Source organism: Allobosea sp. FG18 (genome assembly GCF_057809495.1).
Genome location: NZ_JBMDKB010000006.1, coordinates 114,585 through 133,493, shown reverse-complemented (window position 1 = coordinate 133,493; position 18,909 = coordinate 114,585). Strand labels below are relative to the sequence as shown.

Genomic DNA, 18,909 nt, shown 5'->3' with positions numbered 1-18,909 from the left:
TTGCGAAGTTTTCAGCCCTTCGGGATTGGCTCTGTGACTGTCCGTCTGACGACGACGAAACTCACGACCAAAACGACGACCGGGAAAACCGGCCTGTCGCGCTGACGCTTCGCCTCGGTTCCGGGTCCATCTCCCCCCGGCGGGGAGAGATCGCCGAACCCGCCCGAAACCGGTGCGGGGCGGCCCCCAAAGGGAGACCCGAACCGCCTTATCCGCAAAGGATCACATCATGAGCTTCAAGGTCGCAATCGTCGGTGCAACCGGCAATGTAGGCCGCGAGATGCTGGACATTCTCGCCGAGCGCGCCTTCCCCGTCGGCGAGGTCGTGGCGCTCGCCTCCTCGCGCTCGGTCGGCACCGAGGTCTCGTTCGGCGACAAGACGCTGAAGTGCAAGGCCCTCGAGCATTACGATTTCTCCGACACCGATATCTGCCTGATGTCGGCGGGCGGCGACGTCTCGAAGGCCTGGTCGCCGAAGATCGGCGCGCAGGGCTGCGTCGTCATCGACAATTCCTCGGCCTTCCGCATGCACCCCGACGTGCCGCTGATCGTGCCGGAGGTGAACGCCGCCGCCGCCGCCGGCTTCACCAAGATGAACATCATCGCCAACCCGAACTGCTCGACCGCGCAGCTCGTCGTCGCGCTGAAGCCGCTGCACGACAAGTTCGGCATCAAGCGCGTCGTCGTCTCGACCTATCAATCGGTCTCCGGCGCCGGCAAGGAAGGCATGGACGAATTGTTCAACCAGACCCGCGCCGTGTTCTCGGCCGGCGAGGTCACCACCAAGAAGTTCCCGAAGCGCATCTCCTTCAACCTCATTCCGCATATCGACGTCTTCATGGAGGACGGCTTCACCAAGGAAGAGTGGAAGATGGTGGTCGAGACCAAGAAGATCCTCGACAAGAAGATCAGGCTGACCGCGACCTGCGTGCGCGTGCCGGTCTTCATCGGCCATTCCGAGAGCGTGAACATCGAGTGCGAGAAGCCGATCACAGCCGACGAGGCGCGCGAGGTGCTGCGCACCGCTCCGGGCATCCTCGTGATCGACAAGCACGAGCCCGGTGGTTACATCACCCCGCATGAGGCGGCCGGCGAGGACGCGACCTATATCTCGCGTATCCGCGAGGACTCGACCGTCGAGAACGGCCTCGCCTTCTGGTGCGTCTCCGACAACCTGCGCAAGGGCGCGGCGCTGAACGCCGTGCAGATCGCCGAGGTTCTGGTCAACCGCAAGCTGATCCAGCCGCGCAAGCAGGCTGCGTAAGACAAGCTGCGCTGCCCGGCCCTGGCCGATACCGGGCAGGGTCACAGGCCATGTCCACGCGCATGGGCGGGCGACCGTCTTTGCGTGTGGCTATGCCGGGCAAAAGGGCTAAGGCTTGCGCATTCCCAGAGTGCGAACCGAGCCCTTGTCCAAAGCTCCCCTTGATCAATCGCCGGTCGTCCCTCCGCAGGAAGGCAGGCCGCTGCGCGTCGACAATTCCGCGCGCGGCATCGCACTTGTGCTGCTCTCAGCCATCTTCATGTGCAGCGGCGACATCGCCTCCAAATATCTGGCGACCACCTTGCCCGCGCTCCAGATCACCTGGATGCGCTACGGCACCTTCGCCGCGATCATGCTCGTCACCATCAGCTTCACCGGCGGCTTCCGCAGGATGAGCACGCGCCGGCCGGGCCTGCAGGTGCTGCGGGCCCTGGGCGTGACGGTTTCCTCGATCCTGTTTGTGGCCGGGCTGCACGACCTGCCGATGGCGGACGCGACTGCAACCTCCTTCGTCTCGCCGCTCTTCGTGACGGCGCTGTCCATTCCCATCCTCGGCGAGATCGTCGGCTGGCGGCGCTGGCTTGCCACGAGCGTCGGGCTGATAGGCGTGCTGGTCGTGGTGCGCCCCGGCGGCGACGGCTTTCACAGCGCGTCGTTCTTCGTTCTCGGGTCATCGTTCTTCTGGGCGTTTTCGCTGATCGTCACCCGGATGATGAGCCGCACCGAGATCCCTGTGGTGACGCTGGCCTATTCCGCCACGATCGGCTTCATCCTGCTGTCGCTGGCCGTGCCGTTCAGCTGGCAGGCGCTCGATCTCAACACGATCCTGATCGGGCTCTTCATCGGTGGCATCTCGACGATCGGGCATATCTTCCTGATCCAGGCCTTCCGCTACGCGGATGCCTCGCTGCTGGCGCCCTTCGCCTATTCCCAGCTGCTCTGGTCCTCGATCTTCGGCTATCTGGTCTTTGCAGCGATCCCGGACATCTGGACCTATGTCGGCGCGGCTATCATTGCGGCTTCGGGACTCTATATCGCCCATCGCGAGCGCATCCGGGCGAAGCTGGTCGCCGGCTGACGGCGTCGATGTTCAGTCGCGCGGTTGGGCGCCGTAGCGCGCCATGAACATCGCGACCGCTTCGCCGACGACGTGGCTGATTTCCTCGTCGCTCGGGGGCGTACGGACGGCGTTGAACAGGCGCGGGCGGGTCAGGGTCGACTGGCAGAGATCGAGAAACTGGACGGCGGCGAGATAGGTGTCGTCGATCGCGAGCTTGCCTTCGGCCACCATGCGGTCGAGATAGCCCGCGATCAGCTTGGAGCCGAGCATCGGGCCGTTCTCGTAGAAACCACGGCCGAGCTCAGGCATGCGCTCGGCGACGCCGATGACGACACGATGGGCGCTGACGGCGAGGTCGCCGTTGATCATTCTGACGATGCAGAGTCCGAACCTGGTCAAAGCCCGCACGGGATCGGAATCCTCGTTCAGGGCTTCGAGCGCGCCGCGCTTCTGGGCTTCGCGCTCGCGCTGGATCAGCGCGACGAAGAGATGCTCCTTGTCCTCGAAATAGACGTAGAGCGTGCCCTTCGACACGTTCGCGGCGGCTGCGATATCACTCATGCTGGCGGCGTCGAAGCCGCGCGAGGTGAAGATGTGCAAGGCGCCGTCCAGGATCTGGCGGCGCTTGTCGGGATCGGTGCCGGCGATCCGGCGATTGCGTGGTCCCGTCTTTACCGGGCTTTCAGAGCTTTCCGACATCTCATCCCGGCCCGGTCTGCGGGCCCTGCATGGCAGCTGCGAAAAAGAATCGAACCAATCGGTTCGATTTGGCTTGATATGCATCATGCGCCGCGCTACTTCAAGCGCAATCGAACCGGTTGGTTCGAATTGACATGCAGGACGCCCAATGTCTGCTGAAACCGCTGCCGAACACCGTCGCGACCGGCTGAAGCTGGTCGATGCCAAGGCCGAGACCGCCCAGCCGGCGGCCGAGCCCGCCACCGCCCGTGACGCACAGGCGAAGACCTCCCCGCCCGAAACCGCCGAGGCCAAGGCCAAATCCGGCAAGAGCCCGCTGAAGCGCGGCGCGCTGCTTGTCGTGGGCGCTGCCGTCGTGGGGACCGGGCTCTGGTACGGTGTCGACTGGTGGCGCAATGGCCGCTTCATCGTCTCGACCGATGACGCCTATGTCGGCGCCGAGATGGCGACCGTCTCGGCCAAGCTCTCCGCCAATATCGCGTCCGTTTCCGCGCGGCAGAACCAGGAGGTCAAGGCCGGGCAGCCGCTCGTCGCGCTCGATGACGGTGACTGGCGGATCGCGCTCGACAGCGCCCGCGCCAAGTCCGCGACGGCGCAGGCGACGCTCGCCCGCATCGACAGTCAGGTCGAGGCCGCGCGCGCCGCCCAGTTGCAGGCGCAGGCGCAGCAGAATTCGGCCGAGGCGGCCGTGACGCGCACGACAGCCGATTTCGACCGCGCCAATAGCCTAGCCGCCAAGTCCTACGGTTCGCAGGCGACACTCGATGCCGCGACCGCGGCCCGCGATCAGGCTGTCGCTGCAGTGGCGAGCGCCAAGGCCGGCGTCGTGCAGGCGCAGGCCAATATCAAGGTGCTGGAGGCGCAGCGCATCGAGGCCGCCCGACAGATCGACGAGCTGAAGGTGGCCGAGCAGAAGGCCGAGCGCGATCTCTCCTTCATGAAGATCGCCGCGCCGATCGACGGCGTCATCGCCAATACCAATGTCCAGATCGGCGACCTCGTCGGCGCCGGCAAGCGCCTGATGTCGATCGTTCCGCTCGACCAGGTCTATGTCGACGCCAATTTCAAGGAAACGCAGGTCGGGCCGCTGAAGAGGGGCGACAAGGCGAGCATCACCGTCGACGCCCTGCCGGGACAGGTCTTCCACGGCACGGTCAGCGGCATCGCCGGCGGCACGGGCTCCGTCTTCACGCTGCTGCCGCCCGACAATGCGACCGGCAACTTCACCAAGATCGTGCAGCGCGTGCCGGTGCGCATCGCGCTCGATCCGGCCTCGACGGCGAAGCATGCGCTGCGGCCGGGCATGTCGGTGGTCGTCTCGATCGATCCGCGGCCGGTCAGCCAGCGCTGATCAAGCGCCATTGATGAAGCGGGTCATCCCGCACGCGCTGCGGCACGAAGTGCTGCTGCGCAGATGCGGGACCGCAGGACGAAATGTGATCGGCTCCCGGCGCTGTGAGGGCGCCTCATTCTGATGACGGTCCCGCGTCTGCGCAGCAGCGTTTCACGCTGCAGCGCGCGCGGGAAGACACCCCGATGAAAGGCAGGCCGTCATGGCCACTGCGACCCTGAATCCGGGCGCCGGCGCCAAACCCGCCGAGGACGCCATCCCGCTCCGCCGGATCTTCGCCTTCATGGCGATGGTCTTCGGCATGTTCATGGCGATCCTCGATATCCAGATCGTCTCCGCCTCGCTTGCGGAGATCCAGGCCGGCCTGTCCGCCTCGTCCGACGAAGTCGCCTGGGTCCAGACCGCCTATCTGATCGCCGAAGTCATCATGATCCCGCTGTCGGGCTATCTCAGCCGGGCGCTGTCGACGCGCGTGTTCTTCTCGATCGCCGCGGCGGGCTTCACCATTGCCAGCGTGCTCTGCGCGCAGGCCACCTCGATCAACGAGATGATCCTGTGGCGGGCGGTGCAGGGCTTCATCGGCGGTGGCATGATTCCCGGCGTCTTCGCGGCAGCCTTCACCATCTTCCCGCCGTCGAAGCGGCCGGTGATTTCGCCGCTGATCGGGCTCGTCGCGACGCTGGCGCCGACGATCGGCCCCACCGTCGGCGGCTATCTCAGCCATGCCTTCTCCTGGCACTGGCTGTTCCTGGTCAATGTCGTGCCTGGCATCGCGGTGACGATCGCGGCCTGGACGCTGATCGATTTCGACAAGCCCGACCACAGCCTGATCAAGCGCTTCGACTGGCTCGGACTCGCCGCCATGGCGGCGTTCCTCGGCAGCCTCGAATACGTGCTGGAGGAGGGGACGCGGCTGGACTGGTTCCAGAGCCACGAGATCGTGTTGTTCTCGGTCGTGATGGTCGCCGGTGCTGTCCTGTTCTTCTGGCGGGCGCTGACGCGCGACGATCCGCTGGTCGATCTCTATGCGTTCAAGAATCGCAATTTCGCCTTCGGCTCGCTGTTCTCCTTCACGATGGGCATCGGCCTCTACGGGCTGACCTATCTCTACCCGGTCTATCTCGGGCGTATCCGCGGCTATGACGCACTGATGATCGGCGAGACGATGTTCGTCACCGGTCTGTGCATGTTCCTGACGGCCCCGATCGCCGGGCGCCTTTCGACCAAGCTCGACCCGCGCGCGATGATGATGATCGGCTTCGGCGGCTTCGCGGTCGGCACCTGGTGGGCCTCCTTCATCACCTCCGACTGGGATTTCTACGAGCTGATGGTTCCCCAGATCCTGCGTGGCTGCTCGCTGATGCTGTGCATGGTGCCGATCAACAACATCGCGCTGGGCTCGCTGCCGCCGCAGCAACTCAAGAACGCGTCCGGGCTCTACAACCTGACCCGCAATCTCGGCGGCGCCGTCGGGCTCGCGGTGATCAACACGATGCTGAACACCCGTACCGATCTGCATATCACCCGGCTCCACGAGATGGTCGTTGCCGGGCGCCAAGTGGCGGAGGAGGCGATCGCCAACACGGCGCAGCGTTTCATCGACTACGGCGATGCGGCGCAGACGATGGCGCTCGCCCTGATCAACCAGCGCGTCCACAAGCAGGCGCTGGTCATGGCCTTCGGCGATGTCTTCCTCGGGCTGACCATGATCTTCGCGAGCCTGGTCGTGATGGCGTTGTTCCTACGCAAGCCGCCGAAGCCCGTCGCAGGCGCTGGCGGCGGCGGTCACTAGGCGATTCCGCGCGTGGCTGCCGGCTGCGCGAAGCTGAGAAATGATCTCCGTGGATGCCGCAGCCATGCGTTCAGGGCAGGGCGTCGGCACGGCGGTCACGCGGTTGTGCTGTGGGCGCTGCCCGATGTCGCAGCTGCGAAGATTGACATTTGAGCGGTGCTTTGCCAAAAATGACAATAATATCAGTAGTTTAGATGTTTTCTAAACTACGCTGCCGAGGTTCGGCGTGTGGAAGGCGTTACAATGAGCGTTCTGGCGAGCAAGGATCACGATCACAGGCCGGTGGCGGCCGATCATATCCCGTGGCCGCAGAAAAATCCGTCGAGCTGCCCGATCAGCGCCGTGAAGGCGCGGTTGCGGACGGCGGGCCTGCGTCCGACGCGCCAGCGCATGGCTCTGGGCTGGCTGCTCTTCGCCAAGGGCGACCGTCATGTCAGCGCCGAGATGCTCTATGAGGAGGCGCTGCGGGCGCGCGAGCCGCTCTCGCTTGCGACCGTCTACAATACGCTGCGCCAGTTCTCGGAAGCCGGCCTGCTGCGCCAGGTCTCGGTCTCCGGTCCGAAGACCTTCTTCGACACCAATGTGTCGGAGCATCACCATTTCTACAACGAGGACGACGAGACCGTCACCGACATCCCCGGCTCGATGATCCAGGTTGCCGGACTGCCGGACGCGCCTGAGGGCATGATGATCTCCTCGGTCGAGGTCATTGTCCGCCTGCGCAGCGCCGATGGCGAGGAAATCGAGACCAAGCGGGTGGTGGGCCACCACGCGTGATCGTCTGCTCCTGCAACGTTCTGTCCTGCGGCCAGATCAAGGGGACTGTCGCTGCTGACGGCAGCGGCCCCCGGACAGCCGGCGAGGTCTACGATTGCCTGGGCTGCAGCCCGGATTGTGGACGTTGCGCGCGTGAGGTCCGGGCGCTTCTGGCCGAGGCCCGCGCCGTCTGCGCGACGCAATGCGGCGGTTGCGCCAGCCGCGAGATCGAGTGCGCGGTGCATGTCTCGGTCGGTATCATGCTCGACGGGATCGAGCTGAACGACGAGAGCATCGCGGCCTGAGCGCCGCTGCGGCCTCCTGCTCGATCAAAAGCGCCGAGACCGCTTTTTAGCTCTTCACTTCCGGCCAGTCCGTGCCTACATTAGTATCATTCTAATGTGGATTGCGGAGTGGACCCCATGAAGGGCGACAAGAAGGTCATCGAATACCTCAACAAGGGGCTGCGTTCGGAGCTCACGGCCATCAACCAGTACTGGCTGCATTACCGCATGCTGGACAACTGGGGCCTCAAGGACATGGCCAAGACCTGGAAGAAGGAATCGATCGAGGAGATGGTCCATGCCGACCGCTTCGTCGACCGCATCCTTTTCCTCGAGGGTTTCCCCAACCTGCAGACGCTCGACCAACTGCGCATCGGCGAGACCGTCAAGGAAGTGATCGAGTGCGACCTCAAGGCTGAGCTCGAAGCGCGCACGCTCTACCAGGAAGCGGCGAAGTACTGCCGCGAGGTCGGCGATTTCCCGTCCGAGGACCTGTTCAAGGCCCTGATGAAGGATGAGGAAGGCCATATCGACTTCCTCGAGACCCAGCTCGACCTCATCAGCCGCATCGGCATCGAGCTCTACACCCAGAAGCATATCGGCGGCCTGGAAGGCGACGACCACGGCCACTGAGTCGGTTGACGCGCGTCGCTTCGGCGGCGCGCGGTCTGCAAGGCCTGCCGTGCCAAAAGAAAAGGCCCGCCATTGGCGGGCCTTTGTGATTCCAGCGAAGCTGCGTCGCGTCAGATGAAGCTGACGTCGGCTGCTTCCGGGCCCTTGCGGCCGGTGCGGATCGAGAAGCGCACGCGCTGCCCGTCCATCGGCGGCTGCAGGCCGCTGCGGCCCAGCGAAGAGACGTGCAGGAACACGTCCGGGCCGCCCTTGTCCGGAGCGATGAAGCCGAAGCCCCGATCCGAGTTGAAGAACTTCACGGCGCCGTCATAGGGGCCTTCGACCGGACCGCTGTTGCGATCCTGGAAGCCGCCACCACGCGGGCCGCGATCGCCGCCGCCGAAGCCGCCGCGATCACCACCGCCGTAGCCACCGCGATCGCCGCGGTCGTTATAACCACCGCGATCGCCGCCGAAGCCGCCGCGATCCCGGTCGCCATAGCCGCCACCGCCGAAATCATCGCGCGGGGGACGGGGCGAGAAGGCGCGGGGAGCCGGCGCGGTCTGCGAGGCGGTCGACGCATCGATCTCATGGATCGCCACGACCTGGAGGCCGCGGCGGCCTTCGCCGAGATCGGCGACGATCGTCGCGCCGGGCAGCAGGTCCTGCTGGTCGAGCGGGCCGATGGCCGAGACGTGCAGGAAGACATCGCCCGAACCATCGGAGGGCGATGCGAAACCGAACCCCTTCTCGGGGTCGAACCACTTGACCTTGGCTTCGATGTTTTCGTGGGTGACGAAAGGCTGGGCAGCCGGAGGCTTGCGACGATCGAACATGGAGCTTCAAATATGAGTGACCGGGAGCACGCAACTTAGCTCATGCCGGACGCGCCGTCATCGGGGTCAATGCGAAATTATTGCATGGCATTTTACGGCGTTACAGTGGTTTTTTCGCCCCCGTCCCCAACGTCATGCCGTGCCTTTTCCATGCGCTCAGTGCATGAGAGTGCGGGGTGTTCACTTGATTTTTGCGTGGACCCGGCAAAAATGCCGCGGATCGTGCACTTGCCATCGTGCGGACGTAATACGATGTGATGAGCAAGTCAGGGAAGACAACGCCTCCTGGTCGGTTCGCGCAAGACTTGCGCTGTTCAGGAGATGAGAATTGGTTCGTTCGCGACAGTCCGGCAAGAAGGCCGGCGATGGCGTGATCCGCAGGCTGTGGCCGACGGAGCGCGATCTCTTCAAGGAGCATCTGCTCAGGCTCGATGCCGTCACGCGCCACCAGCGTTTCGGCACGGCGGTCAATGACGCGTTTCTTGAGAACTATGCCAGGACGACGTTTGGCGTCGGTGGCCTGGTCTATGCCTATGTGGTCGATGGCGTGGTGCGCGGGGCGGCCGAGCTGCGCGGCCTCGACGACATCATCGCGCTCACCGGCGAAGCCGCCTTCAGCGTCGAGACGCCGTGGCGGCGGCGTGGCGTCGGTTCGCAATTGTTCGGGCGCCTGATCACGGCAGCACGCAATCGCAGCGTCCGCACGCTCTATCTGACCTGCCTGCCGGAGAATGCGGCGATGCGCCGGCTCGCGGCGAAGTTCGAGGCCGATCTGGTCGGCGGCTATGCCGATGTCGAGGGCGTGATCGCGACCGGTGCCCCGACGCCCTTCACGATCCTCGACGAGGCGCTCGACAATGCCCGGGGCTTCGCGACCATGGCGCTGTCGATCCAGAAGAGCTTCTGGCCGAGCACCTTGCTGACCCGGACCTTCGGGGCCTGAACCCCGAGAAGCTACGCAACGGCATTGATCCAGCCGTCGTCATGCTCGCCCTTGTGGCGAGCGTCGATGTCTTGAACACCGCGTTCGACCAGCGAAGACGTGGGTGGTCGGGACAGGCCCGACCATGACGTGCAGGCTGTTATCTAGCGGTTCATCGACAGCGAGGCGCCGGATTTCGTGACGGCGCCGTCGAGCGCGCCCGAGCCGGAACTGCGCAGCCGGGCTGCGACGGTGCCGCCCTGCTGATAGAGATAGACCTCGCCGTCGCGGAAATCCCAGGCCGAGATCTTCTGCAGATCCTTGTTGGCGCAGCCGGACGAGGAGGCGCGATAGAGATCAAGCGTCGGCGAGCTCGACAATTGCACCCGACAGGTACCGCCGGTCGCTTCGCGGGCCGTCCAGCCGCCGACGACGCTGTCGCGGCTGGCCGAGGGGCGTGGCGTCGCTGCCGGGGCTGAGCCGAGGCCGGCAACCTGATTGTTGCTGCCGCGCAGGCCGGGATCTTGCGTCGGCTGGCCGGTCGGGGGCAGGGGCTGGCCCTGCGGCGCGCCGCCGGCATTGGGGTCGAAGAACGGATCCTGGGGCGGGGGCAGGGCGCCGCCGCCCTGCGGGCCTCCCGCGGCGGGATAACCGCCGGCTTGCGGGGGCGCAGCCGGATAGCCGCCAGGCGGCGGCAAGGGCTCCGAGGTGATCGGGGCGGAGCTCACCGGCGGTGCGGAGGGCAGGGGTTGGCTGTAAGAGGGCTGGTTCATCACCGGCCCGCTGAAGCGCTGCGATCCGGCGCAGGCGGTCAGGGCCACCAGAGGCAGCAAGGCGGCCGCGCGGACGAAGGCGGCGGGCGATGCGGTCTTGATCGTCGTCGTCATCAGGCGCGGGTTCCGATCTCGGTCAGCCGAACGTTGCGTCATTATCAGGAAACGCGATGAACGCGGCATGAGCATGGTCTAACCCAGGCCAGCGGCATTGCGAACCCTCGATATCGGCTGCGGTTCCCGCCGGTGGGCTCAATCCCATGAAAAAGGCCTGCGCGCCGATGCGAACAGGCCATTTTCGGTCTCATCCCGAAGGAGAGCGTCTTACCCCGCCTTGCGCTTGTTCTGGCGGTTGGCGACGAGGTCGTCGACGACGGCGGGATCGGCGAGCGTCGAGGTGTCGCCGAGCGCGCCGTACTCATCCTCGGCGATCTTGCGCAGGATGCGGCGCATGATCTTGCCGGAGCGCGTCTTGGGCAGGCCCGGCGCGAACTGGATCAGGTCCGGCGAGGCGATCGGGCCGATCTCCTTGCGGACATAGGCGACGAGGTCCTTGCGTAGCGTCTCGCTCGGCTCCTCGCCTGACATCAGCGTGACATAGGCATAGATGCCCTGGCCCTTGATGTCGTGGGGGTAGCCGACGACCGCGGCCTCCGAGACAGACGGATGCGCGACCAGCGCCGATTCGACCTCGGCGGTACCCATGCGGTGGCCGGAGACGTTGATGACGTCGTCGACGCGGCCGGTGATCCAGTAGTAGCCGTCGGCGTCGCGCCGGCAGCCGTCGCCGGTGAAGTACTTGTTCGGGTAGGTCGCGAAATAGGTTTCCTCGAAGCGCTTATGGTCGCCGTAGACCGTGCGCATCTGGCCGGGCCAGCTCTCGGCGATGACGAGGTTGCCCTCGCAGGCGCCTTCCAGGACCTTGCCCCCGGCGTCGACGATCTCGGGCTTGACGCCGAAGAAGGGCCGCGTCGCCGAGCCGGGCTTCAGCGGGGTCGCGCCGGGCAGCGGCGTGATCAGGATGCCGCCGGTCTCGGTCTGCCACCAGGTGTCGACGATCGGGCAGCGGCGCTCGCCGACGACGCGGTGATACCACTCCCAGGCTTCCGGATTGATCGGCTCGCCGACCGAGCCGAGCAGGCGCAGCGACTTGCGCTTGGTCTTCTTCACCGGCTCCTCGCCGGCGCCCATCAGCGAGCGGATCGCGGTCGGCGCGGTGTAGAAGGTGTTGACCTTGTGCTTGTCGATGACCTCCCAGAAGCGCGAGATCGTCGGATAGGTCGGGATGCCCTCGAACATCAGCGTGGTCGCGCCGTTGGCGAGCGGCCCGTAGAGGATGTAGCTGTGGCCGGTCACCCAGCCCACGTCCGCCGTGCACCAGTAGATGTCGCCGTCATGGTAGTCGAAGACATACTGGTGGGTGATCGCGGCGTAGACGAGATAGCCGGCCGAGGTGTGCAGCACGCCCTTTGGCTTGCCGGTCGAACCCGAGGTGTAGAGCAGGAAGAGCGGGTCTTCCGCCTTCATCTCGGCCGGCGGGCAGTGGCCGGAGACCTTGGCGGCCTCGTCATGATACCAGAGGTCGCGGCCTTCCTTCATGGTGACGTTGCCGCCGGTGCGCTTGACGACGATGACGGTGCCGATGCCGCCCTTCACCTTGTCGTCGGCGGTATCGACATTCTTCTTGAGCGGCACGGCGCGGCCGCCGCGCAGGCCCTCGTCGGCGGTGATGACGATCTTCGAATCGGAATCCTCGATGCGGCTCGCCAGCGAATCCGGCGAGAAGCCGCCGAACACGACCGAATGGATCGCGCCGATGCGGGCGCAGGCCAGCATCGCATAGGCCGCCTCCGGGATCATCGGCAGGTAGATGGTGACGCGGTCGCCCTTCTTGACCCCATTGGCCTTGAGGACGTTCGCGAACTTGCAGACCTCGGTATAGAGCTGGCCATAGCTGATCTTCTTCGACTCGCTGGGATCGTCGCCTTCCCAGATGATCGCCGTCTGCTTGGCGCGGGTCGCGAGATGCCGGTCGATGCAGTTATGGGCGACGTTGGTGGTGCCGTCCTCGTACCATTTGATCGAGACCTTGCCCGGCTTGTAGCTGGCGTTCCTGACCTTGGTGTACGGCTTGAACCAGTCGATGCGCTGGCCCTGCTCGCCCCAGAATTTGTCGGGATCCTTGATCGAGGCCGCGTACATCTTCTTGTACTTGGCGTCGGTCGCCCAGGCCTTCTTCGACCAGGAGGTCGGGACGTCGTAGATGATCTCGGACATTCGGGCGTCTCCCCAGACTTGGACCGTCTGTGTTGCGCTGGTCCGCCTCATGGAGGTGCGGCGGGCATCGCTTCTTCGATTTCGACGCATCATAGGTTGCGTGCGCGGCGCGGCAACCCATTGTGCATCGCACTTTCGTGGCAGGGACCGGCGTTTTGGGCATGGCGCAAGGCCAAAACATCCCCGGTTCGCCTCATCCAATGGTAGGATAGGGTCCTGGGAGGCGTCATGGCGCGCAATATCGGCATCTTCTCGGATGGGACGGGACAGGCCGGCGGCGCCAACCCGATCAACTGGACGAATGTCTATCGCCTGTTCATGGCGACCCGCGAGGCTGATGGAGCCGGGCAAATCTGCTTCTACGACCCCGGCCTCGGCGCGAATCCCGACGAGGGCGAGATTCGCGGGCCGTTCCGACGCTTCAAGGACCTGCTCGCCGAGGCGACCGGCTACGGCATCACCGACAACATCATCGATTGCTATGCAGCACTGCTCTGCGCGCACAGGCCGGGAGATCGGATCTTCCTGTTTGGCTTCAGCCGCGGCGCCTACACCGTCCGCAGCCTCGGAGGCGTGCTGGCGTTATGCGGCGTACCGGGCGGCTTCGCGCAGGTGACGCGCTGGGATGGGTTCAGCGACGCGATCAAGGCGGAGGAGGTCAGGGCGCTGGCCGCTAGCGCCGTCAAGGATGTCTACATGATCAGGGATGCCGCCGCGCGGGCCGAAGCCGCGGCGGCGTTCCGCGAACGCCATGGCACACAGCCGGCGCCGCCTTTCTTCGTCGGCGTCTGGGATACGGTCAGGGCGCTCGGCCTGCCGGGGATCGGCAGCCTGCCGGGGCGCCACAAGTTCCACGATGCAATCCTCAACCGGCAGGTCGCCCATGGCCGCCACGTCCTGGCCATCGACGAGAACCGGCAGGTCTTCGCGCCCGAGCTCTGGGACGAGCGGGAGGCGCCGCCGGGGCAGATCCGGCAGGCCTGGTTCGCCGGCGTGCATACCGATATCGGCGGCGGCTACGGCCTGAAGATGGGCCTGTCCGACCTCTCGCTCGGCTGGATGATCGCGGAGGCGCAGGCCATCCCGCATCCGCTCATCGTCGAGCCCGGGCTGATCGCGGAGCTGCGGCCGGATGCGCTCGGCCGCCAGCATGACGAGCGCAAGACCTCCTGGCTGCCCTGGAGCGAGGGCACGCGGGAGGGCTTCGTGCCGCACGGGTTCCAGCCGCAGCCGGCGCGGATGGCCGATGCCGTCGAGCCACGCCTGCGGGCTACGGCCGTGCCGATCCTTCAGGAGATGCTGCCCTATCGGCCGCGCGCGCTGGCGGGCTATCCGACCTTCGCCGATTACTATCGCGCGTGAGCGCTCTAAAGCCCGCCCATCCTGCAGACGATGTCCCATTCCTCGTCCGTGACCGGCTGGACCGAGAGGCGGAAGGAGGTGACCAGCGCCATCTTGGCGAGCGTCGGCTCGGCCTTGACGGCGGCGAGCGTGACCGGCTTTGGCAGCGGCTTCACCGCCTTGAAGTCGACGAGGACCCAGGGCTCGCCGGGGATCCAGTTATAGGCTTCCTTGATGACCTCGACGATGCCGACGACCTCGAGCCCCTCGTTGGAATGGTAGAAGAAGACCTGGTCGCCCTGCTTCATCGCCATCAGGTTGAGCTTGGCGGTGTGGTTCTTCACCCCGTCCCAATGCGTGCCCTTGGCGCCGGCCTTGACCTGGTCGTCCCAGGACCAGACGGATGGTTCGGATTTGATCAGCCAGTGAGCCATCAGGCCTCGTCCTCCTTGAGCGGCACCGGCGGCTGCGAGGCCGCCTCGCCCTGTTCGTTCCAGAACCGCACCATCTCGCGGGTCAGCGCGGCGTAATCCTTGGGGTCGAGCTCGACGCGGACCTCGCCCTCGCCGAAGGGCAGGATCAGCACGAAACGATGCGTGCCCTCGGCCCGGCGCTTGCGATGCTGGATCACGGGGCCCGCGATCCGGCCGGCCAATGGCACGGGCTCGCTCTCGGCGACGAGCTCGGAGCCCGTCGTCTTCTTGACCTCGGCGATGCCGCGCGCGACGCGCTTCGTCAGGTCGGACCAGTCTCCCGCCATGCTTTCCTCCCTCACTCCGCCCGGATCGGCCGCGCCAGCAGTGCCGCGACCGCATCGCGCACGCCGACATGGCCGGCGATGATCGCGGCCACGGCCTCGGCGATCGGGGTTTCGACCTGTTTTGCCCGCGCCATCTCGACTAGGACCGGGGCGGTGAAAGCACCCTCCGCCAGCTTGCCGCCGGCCGCTTCAGCCGGGCTCCTGCCCTGGCCCAGCGCCAGTCCATAGGAAAAATTGCGCGACTGGGGCGAGGCGCAGCTCAGCACGACGTCGCCGAGGCCGGACAATCCCATCAGCGTCTCGGCATCGCCGCCATAGGCTTCGCCGAAGCGGCGCAGCTCGGCGAAGCCGCGGGCCACCAGCGCGGCGCGGGCACTCTCGCCATAGCCTAGCCCGATCGCGATTCCCGCCGCGATGGCCAGCACGTTCTTGGCCGCGCCGCCGATCTCGACGCCGCGGGTGTCGGCGGAGTGATAGATGCGGAAGGCCGGTGAGCTCAGCGCCTCGGCGAGCGCCTGCGCCAGCTCGGGATTGCCGGCCGCGAGCGTCACCGCCGTCGGCAGTCCGCGCCCGATATCGTCGGCGAAGCTCGGCCCGGAGAGGATCGCCGCGGTCGTACCCGGCCAGGCTTCCCCGATGATCTCGGTCGCGAATCGGCCGCTCGCCTGCTCGATGCCCTTGGCGGCCGAGATCACCGGCACGCGCGGCGGCAGGGCCGCGGCCAGGATTTCGCAGGCTGAGCGCAAGGCTTGCGTCGGTACGGCGACGATCAGGGTGTCGCAATCGGCGAGGTTAGCGAGCGAGCCGGTCGCGCGGATGCTTTCGGGCAGGTCGACGCCGGGGAGGCGCGGCGCCTGCCTCGTCTGCGCGATGGCCTCGATCGTCGCGGCATCGCGCGCCCAGAGTTGCACATCGCGTCCGGCGCGAGCGGCGGCGAGCGCCAGGGCGGTTCCATAAGAGCCTGCACCGATGACGCCGACGCTCTGATAGGCAGCACGAGAACTCATGCGGCGGTCGATGGGGCTGGCGAGAGCTCGTCCAGCGGCCAGCGCGGCCGGGCGACCGCGCTCATGTCGTCGACGAGGCCGAGCCTGAGGCGTTCGAGACCGGCCCAGGCGATCATCGCGCCATTGTCGCCGCAGAGCGCCAGCGGCGGGGCGACCATCGGCAGGCCGGCTTCTGTGGCGAGACGATTGAGCCCGCTGCGGATCGCCTGGTTGGCGGCGACGCCGCCGGCAACGACGAGCGTGGAAGGGGTGATGCCGGCTTCGCGGCAGGCGCGCAGGCCGGCGCGGGTGCGATCCACCATCACGTCGACGACAGCCGCCTGGAAGGAGGCGCAGAGATCGGCGACATCGTTGTCGGAGAGCGGTGCGATCCGCTCGGCGACGAGGCGCACGGCGGTCTTGAGGCCGGAGAGCGAGAAATCCGGGCTCGGCCTGCCCTGCAGAGGGCGGGGGAAGTCGAAGCGCTCGGGATCGCCCTTGGCCGCCTCGCGTTCGACCGAGGGACCGCCGGGATAGGGCAACGCCAGCATCTTGGCGATCTTGTCGAAGGCCTCGCCGACCGCGTCGTCGATGGTGCCCCCGAGCTTGAGATAGTCGCCGACGCCGCGCACGGCGAGCAATTGAGTATGGCCGCCGGAGACGAGCAGCAGCAGATAGGGGAAGGCCAGATCGTCGGTGAGGCGGGCGGTCAGCGCGTGCGCCTCGAGATGGTTGATTGCGATGAAGGGTTTGCCGGTCGCCAGCGCGATCGCCTTCCCGGCGGTCAAGCCCACCATGACGCCGCCGACGAGGCCGGGACCGGCCGCCGCGGCGACGGCATCGATCTCGTCCGGCTTCAGTTCGGCATTGGCGAAGGCGCGGGCGATGATGCGGTCGATCGCCTCGACATGGGCGCGCGCTGCGATTTCCGGCACCACGCCGCCATAGGCTGCATGTGCGGCAATCTGGCTCAGCACCTCGTTCGACAGGATCTTGCTTTCGCCGGAACGCTCGACGGAGACGATCGCCGCTGCCGTTTCGTCGCAGGTCGTCTCTATCCCCAGTACACGCATGATCGGTCGACTTGTCTCGCGGAATGAGGGATCAGGATCGAGGAACGGCGCCCGACGGTTCCGTGCCGGCAATTCCTTCGTATAGTGCGCGAGGGGGCGCAAGGCCAAGAGGCGCGTCACAAGAGGCGCCCTGGCAGTATGACGGCAAGGCAGGAAAGGGAGACGGCATGGGCAGGATCATTGTTCCGCCTCAATGCGGCATGATCGCGGAATGCTGCACGGTTCGCGGATCGTCCTGCGGTCGCCGCCGGTTTTGTCAGGAGTTGTGAATGCGCGTCTTCGTCTTTCGTCCCCGCCACGATGCCGAGCGGACGGCGCGCGCCATCGCCGAGCACGGCTTCGAGCCGGTGATCGCGCCGCTCTTCGAGGTGGTCCGCCTGCCCGGTGACGCGCCTGAGGGTGATTTCGATGCGATCGTGGTGACCAGCGGCAATGCCGTGCCGATGCTGGCCGACGGGCCGGCGTCGTGGCGCGACCTGCCGATCTTCGCGGTCGGCGCGCGCACGGCGACCAAGATCCGCGAGGCCGGGCTGGAGGATGCGCGCAGCGCCGATGGTGACCGCAACGACCTGATCGAGCTGATCCGGCGGACGCTGCCGGCCCCTGCGAAACTGCTGATGATCGCCGGGCGCGATCGCAAGGAGGATGTGCCGGATCGTCTTCGCGAGGCCGGCTACGATGTCGCGCTCTGGACGGCCTATGCGGCCGAGGCGCTCCCGGCCTTGCCGGCGGAGACCCAGGCCGCGCTGCGGCAGGGCAAGGGCGATGCCGCCGCCATGCATTATTCGGCGCGCGGGGCGCAGACCTTCATCGCGCTGGCGCAGGCTGCCGGCGTGGCGGACGAGGCGCTGGAACTCACCCATGTCGTGATCTCGGCCGCCGCGGCGGAGCCGCTGATCGCGACGGGGGCGAGCACCGTCCTGGTCGCGGAGCACCCCGAGGAGGCCGGCATGCTCGCCGCGCTTGAGCAGGTTTCGGCGCGCGAGCGCCTGGCCGATCCGGCACGGCCGGGTCCGCAAGGCAGCCAGCGCCGCACACGGCCGACCGTCGAGCTGAAGGCGGTGACGGCTACGGCCGAGCCTGCCGGGTTGGCTGATCCTTCGCAGCTCGCGCCGACCGAGGCTCTGCCGCAAGAGTTCGCCCCGCCTCCGGTCGAGCCGGCGCGCGGGCCCGTCGTGCCCGCAGAGCCGGCCCGCACGCCGTGGCTTGCCGTTGCGGCGGCCGGTCTCGTCGGCGGCCTGATCGGCGGCGGGCTCGTCTCCTATGCCCTCTCCAAGCAGGCGCCTTCGGGCGGCGGCGAGGCGATCGCCGAATTGCGCAGCCGGCTGGAGGCCATGCAGGCGAGTGCCGCGGCGGCCGATCGCAAGGCGGTTGCGGCATCGGAAGCGGCTGCGAAGGCCGGCGCCGAACTGCAGGCGGTAACGACGAGGCTCGCGTCGCTCGGCAATGCGCAGGCGCCGGATACGAGCGCCCTCAGCGCCCAGGCGCAGCGAGCTGAAGCTGCGGCAACGGCCCTCAGTCAGCGCCTCGACCAGATTGCCGGGCGGCTCGGCAACGTCGAGACGCAGGCGAAGGCGGCATCGGGTGCGAGTCCGGAAGCGATGGCGGCGGCGCGCATCGTGCTGGCGGAGCGGGTGCAGCGTGCGCTCGCCGGCGGGCGGCCCTTCGCCGGCGATATCGCTGCACTGACGAAAAGCGGCGTGGCGCAGGCGGATGTCGCCGCGCTGACGGCGGTCGCTGCGGCCGGCGCGCCGGCCCGCGAGGCTCTTCAGGCGGGCTTCCGCAAGCATGGCGCGATGTTCCAGCGTGAGGTGATGCCGGTTTCCGACAGCTGGACGGACAAATTGCTGGCTCTGACCAGCCGCGTCGTCACGGTCCGCCCGGTCGGCGACAGCGGCTCGACCGATCCGGCGACGCTGCCGATCCGGCTGGAAAGCGCGATCGCTGCCGGTGATATCGTCAAGGCCGCGGGCCTGTGGGGCCAGTTGCCGGAGCCGGCACGCCGTGCCAGTGCGGAATTCGGCGCCGATTTGCAGAAACGTGCCGCGGCGGATGCGGCGATCGCCAAAATCGCGCAGGATGCGGTTGCGGCGCTCGGCGTGGCCGGTTGACGGAGGGTTGAG

The 18,909-nt window shown here is 66.8% G+C and carries 18 protein-coding genes; 10 read left to right on the top strand and 8 right to left on the bottom strand.

What is annotated here, in order from left to right; translation table 11 throughout:
* The first annotated feature begins 229 nt into the window (after nucleotides 1-229).
* Both ACODTJ_RS09020 and ACODTJ_RS09015 read left to right on the top strand, forming a co-directional pair.
* Nucleotides 230-1,264 carry an aspartate-semialdehyde dehydrogenase gene (locus ACODTJ_RS09020; protein WP_454655432.1) on the top strand — a complete coding sequence of 345 codons (1,035 nt, stop codon included), beginning with the start codon at nucleotides 230-232 and terminating at the stop codon, nucleotides 1,262-1,264.
* 145 nt (nucleotides 1,265-1,409) lie between these two features.
* Nucleotides 1,410-2,342 (top strand): DMT family transporter, encoded by a 933-nt coding sequence (locus ACODTJ_RS09015; protein WP_454655433.1) that lies wholly within the window; start codon nucleotides 1,410-1,412, stop codon nucleotides 2,340-2,342.
* 12 nt (nucleotides 2,343-2,354) lie between these two features.
* Here ACODTJ_RS09015 and ACODTJ_RS09010 read toward each other — a convergent pair whose 3' ends face one another.
* On the bottom strand, nucleotides 2,355-3,023 hold the full coding sequence (locus ACODTJ_RS09010) for a TetR/AcrR family transcriptional regulator (RefSeq protein ID WP_454655435.1): 669 nt from the start codon (nucleotides 3,021-3,023) through the stop codon (nucleotides 2,355-2,357).
* A 148-nt stretch (nucleotides 3,024-3,171) separates the two neighbouring features.
* Between ACODTJ_RS09010 and ACODTJ_RS09005 the strand changes: the two genes are divergently transcribed.
* The 5 genes from ACODTJ_RS09005 (at nucleotide 3,172) to bfr (ending at nucleotide 7,839) form a co-directional block, all read left to right on the top strand.
* Nucleotides 3,172-4,374 carry an HlyD family secretion protein gene (locus ACODTJ_RS09005; protein ID WP_454655436.1) on the top strand — a complete coding sequence of 401 codons (1,203 nt, stop codon included), beginning with the start codon at nucleotides 3,172-3,174 and terminating at the stop codon, nucleotides 4,372-4,374.
* A gap of 202 nt (nucleotides 4,375-4,576) precedes the next feature.
* On the top strand, nucleotides 4,577-6,166 hold the full coding sequence (locus ACODTJ_RS09000) for a DHA2 family efflux MFS transporter permease subunit (protein WP_454655438.1): 1,590 nt from the start codon (nucleotides 4,577-4,579) through the stop codon (nucleotides 6,164-6,166).
* 243 nt (nucleotides 6,167-6,409) lie between these two features.
* The gene (irrA, locus tag ACODTJ_RS08995) at nucleotides 6,410-6,943 is read left to right on the top strand and encodes an iron response transcriptional regulator IrrA (protein ID WP_454655440.1); all 534 of its coding nucleotides are present in this window, start codon (nucleotides 6,410-6,412) and stop codon (nucleotides 6,941-6,943) included.
* Complete coding sequence (locus ACODTJ_RS08990) at nucleotides 6,940-7,227, top strand: (2Fe-2S)-binding protein (RefSeq protein ID WP_454655442.1); 288 nt, start codon at nucleotides 6,940-6,942, stop codon at nucleotides 7,225-7,227. The genes irrA and ACODTJ_RS08990 overlap by 4 nt, the downstream gene beginning before the upstream one ends.
* Nucleotides 7,228-7,344: 117 nt before the next feature.
* Nucleotides 7,345-7,839 carry a bacterioferritin gene (bfr, locus tag ACODTJ_RS08985; RefSeq protein WP_454655444.1) on the top strand — a complete coding sequence of 165 codons (495 nt, stop codon included), beginning with the start codon at nucleotides 7,345-7,347 and terminating at the stop codon, nucleotides 7,837-7,839.
* A gap of 110 nt (nucleotides 7,840-7,949) precedes the next feature.
* Here the strand turns inward: bfr and ACODTJ_RS08980 are convergent, their stop codons facing one another.
* Nucleotides 7,950-8,654: a cold-shock protein gene (locus tag ACODTJ_RS08980; protein WP_454655446.1), complete on the bottom strand. Its 705-nt coding sequence runs from the start codon at nucleotides 8,652-8,654 to the stop codon at nucleotides 7,950-7,952.
* A gap of 328 nt (nucleotides 8,655-8,982) precedes the next feature.
* On the opposite strand from ACODTJ_RS08980, the gene ACODTJ_RS08975 reads away from it, so the two are divergent.
* A complete protein-coding gene (locus ACODTJ_RS08975; RefSeq protein WP_454655447.1) occupies nucleotides 8,983-9,597 on the top strand; it encodes a GNAT family N-acetyltransferase in 615 nt (204 codons plus the stop codon).
* A gap of 143 nt (nucleotides 9,598-9,740) precedes the next feature.
* Here the strand turns inward: ACODTJ_RS08975 and ACODTJ_RS08970 are convergent, their stop codons facing one another.
* Both ACODTJ_RS08970 and acs read right to left on the bottom strand, forming a co-directional pair.
* Nucleotides 9,741-10,463 carry an AprI/Inh family metalloprotease inhibitor gene (locus tag ACODTJ_RS08970; protein ID WP_488848223.1) on the bottom strand — a complete coding sequence of 241 codons (723 nt, stop codon included), beginning with the start codon at nucleotides 10,461-10,463 and terminating at the stop codon, nucleotides 9,741-9,743.
* Nucleotides 10,464-10,673: 210 nt separating this feature from the next.
* A complete protein-coding gene (gene acs, locus ACODTJ_RS08965; protein WP_454655450.1) occupies nucleotides 10,674-12,626 on the bottom strand; it encodes an acetate--CoA ligase in 1,953 nt (650 codons plus the stop codon).
* A 228-nt stretch (nucleotides 12,627-12,854) separates the two neighbouring features.
* On the opposite strand from acs, the gene ACODTJ_RS08960 reads away from it, so the two are divergent.
* Nucleotides 12,855-13,988 (top strand): T6SS phospholipase effector Tle1-like catalytic domain-containing protein, encoded by a 1,134-nt coding sequence (locus ACODTJ_RS08960; protein WP_454655452.1) that lies wholly within the window; start codon nucleotides 12,855-12,857, stop codon nucleotides 13,986-13,988.
* A gap of 5 nt (nucleotides 13,989-13,993) precedes the next feature.
* Here ACODTJ_RS08960 and ACODTJ_RS08955 read toward each other — a convergent pair whose 3' ends face one another.
* The 4 genes from ACODTJ_RS08955 to tsaD are packed head-to-tail and all read right to left on the bottom strand — an operon-like array spanning nucleotide 13,994 to nucleotide 16,786.
* Nucleotides 13,994-14,401: an EVE domain-containing protein gene (locus ACODTJ_RS08955; RefSeq protein ID WP_454655453.1), complete on the bottom strand. Its 408-nt coding sequence runs from the start codon at nucleotides 14,399-14,401 to the stop codon at nucleotides 13,994-13,996.
* Complete coding sequence (locus ACODTJ_RS08950) at nucleotides 14,401-14,727, bottom strand: hypothetical protein (protein ID WP_454655455.1); 327 nt, start codon at nucleotides 14,725-14,727, stop codon at nucleotides 14,401-14,403. Before ACODTJ_RS08950 ends, ACODTJ_RS08955 begins: the two co-directional genes overlap by 1 nt.
* 11 nt (nucleotides 14,728-14,738) lie before the next feature.
* Nucleotides 14,739-15,734 carry an NAD(P)H-dependent glycerol-3-phosphate dehydrogenase gene (locus ACODTJ_RS08945; protein ID WP_454655457.1) on the bottom strand — a complete coding sequence of 332 codons (996 nt, stop codon included), beginning with the start codon at nucleotides 15,732-15,734 and terminating at the stop codon, nucleotides 14,739-14,741.
* Nucleotides 15,731-16,786, bottom strand: a complete 1,056-nt coding sequence (tsaD, locus tag ACODTJ_RS08940) for a tRNA (adenosine(37)-N6)-threonylcarbamoyltransferase complex transferase subunit TsaD (protein WP_454655459.1) — start codon at nucleotides 16,784-16,786, stop codon at nucleotides 15,731-15,733. Before tsaD ends, ACODTJ_RS08945 begins: the two co-directional genes overlap by 4 nt.
* Nucleotides 16,787-17,055: 269 nt before the next feature.
* Here tsaD and ACODTJ_RS08935 point away from each other — a divergent pair, with 269 nt between their 5' ends.
* Nucleotides 17,056-18,897, top strand: coding sequence for a uroporphyrinogen-III synthase (locus ACODTJ_RS08935; protein ID WP_454655461.1), 1,842 nt, complete (start codon nucleotides 17,056-17,058; stop codon nucleotides 18,895-18,897).
* Nucleotides 18,898-18,909 lie beyond the last annotated feature (12 nt).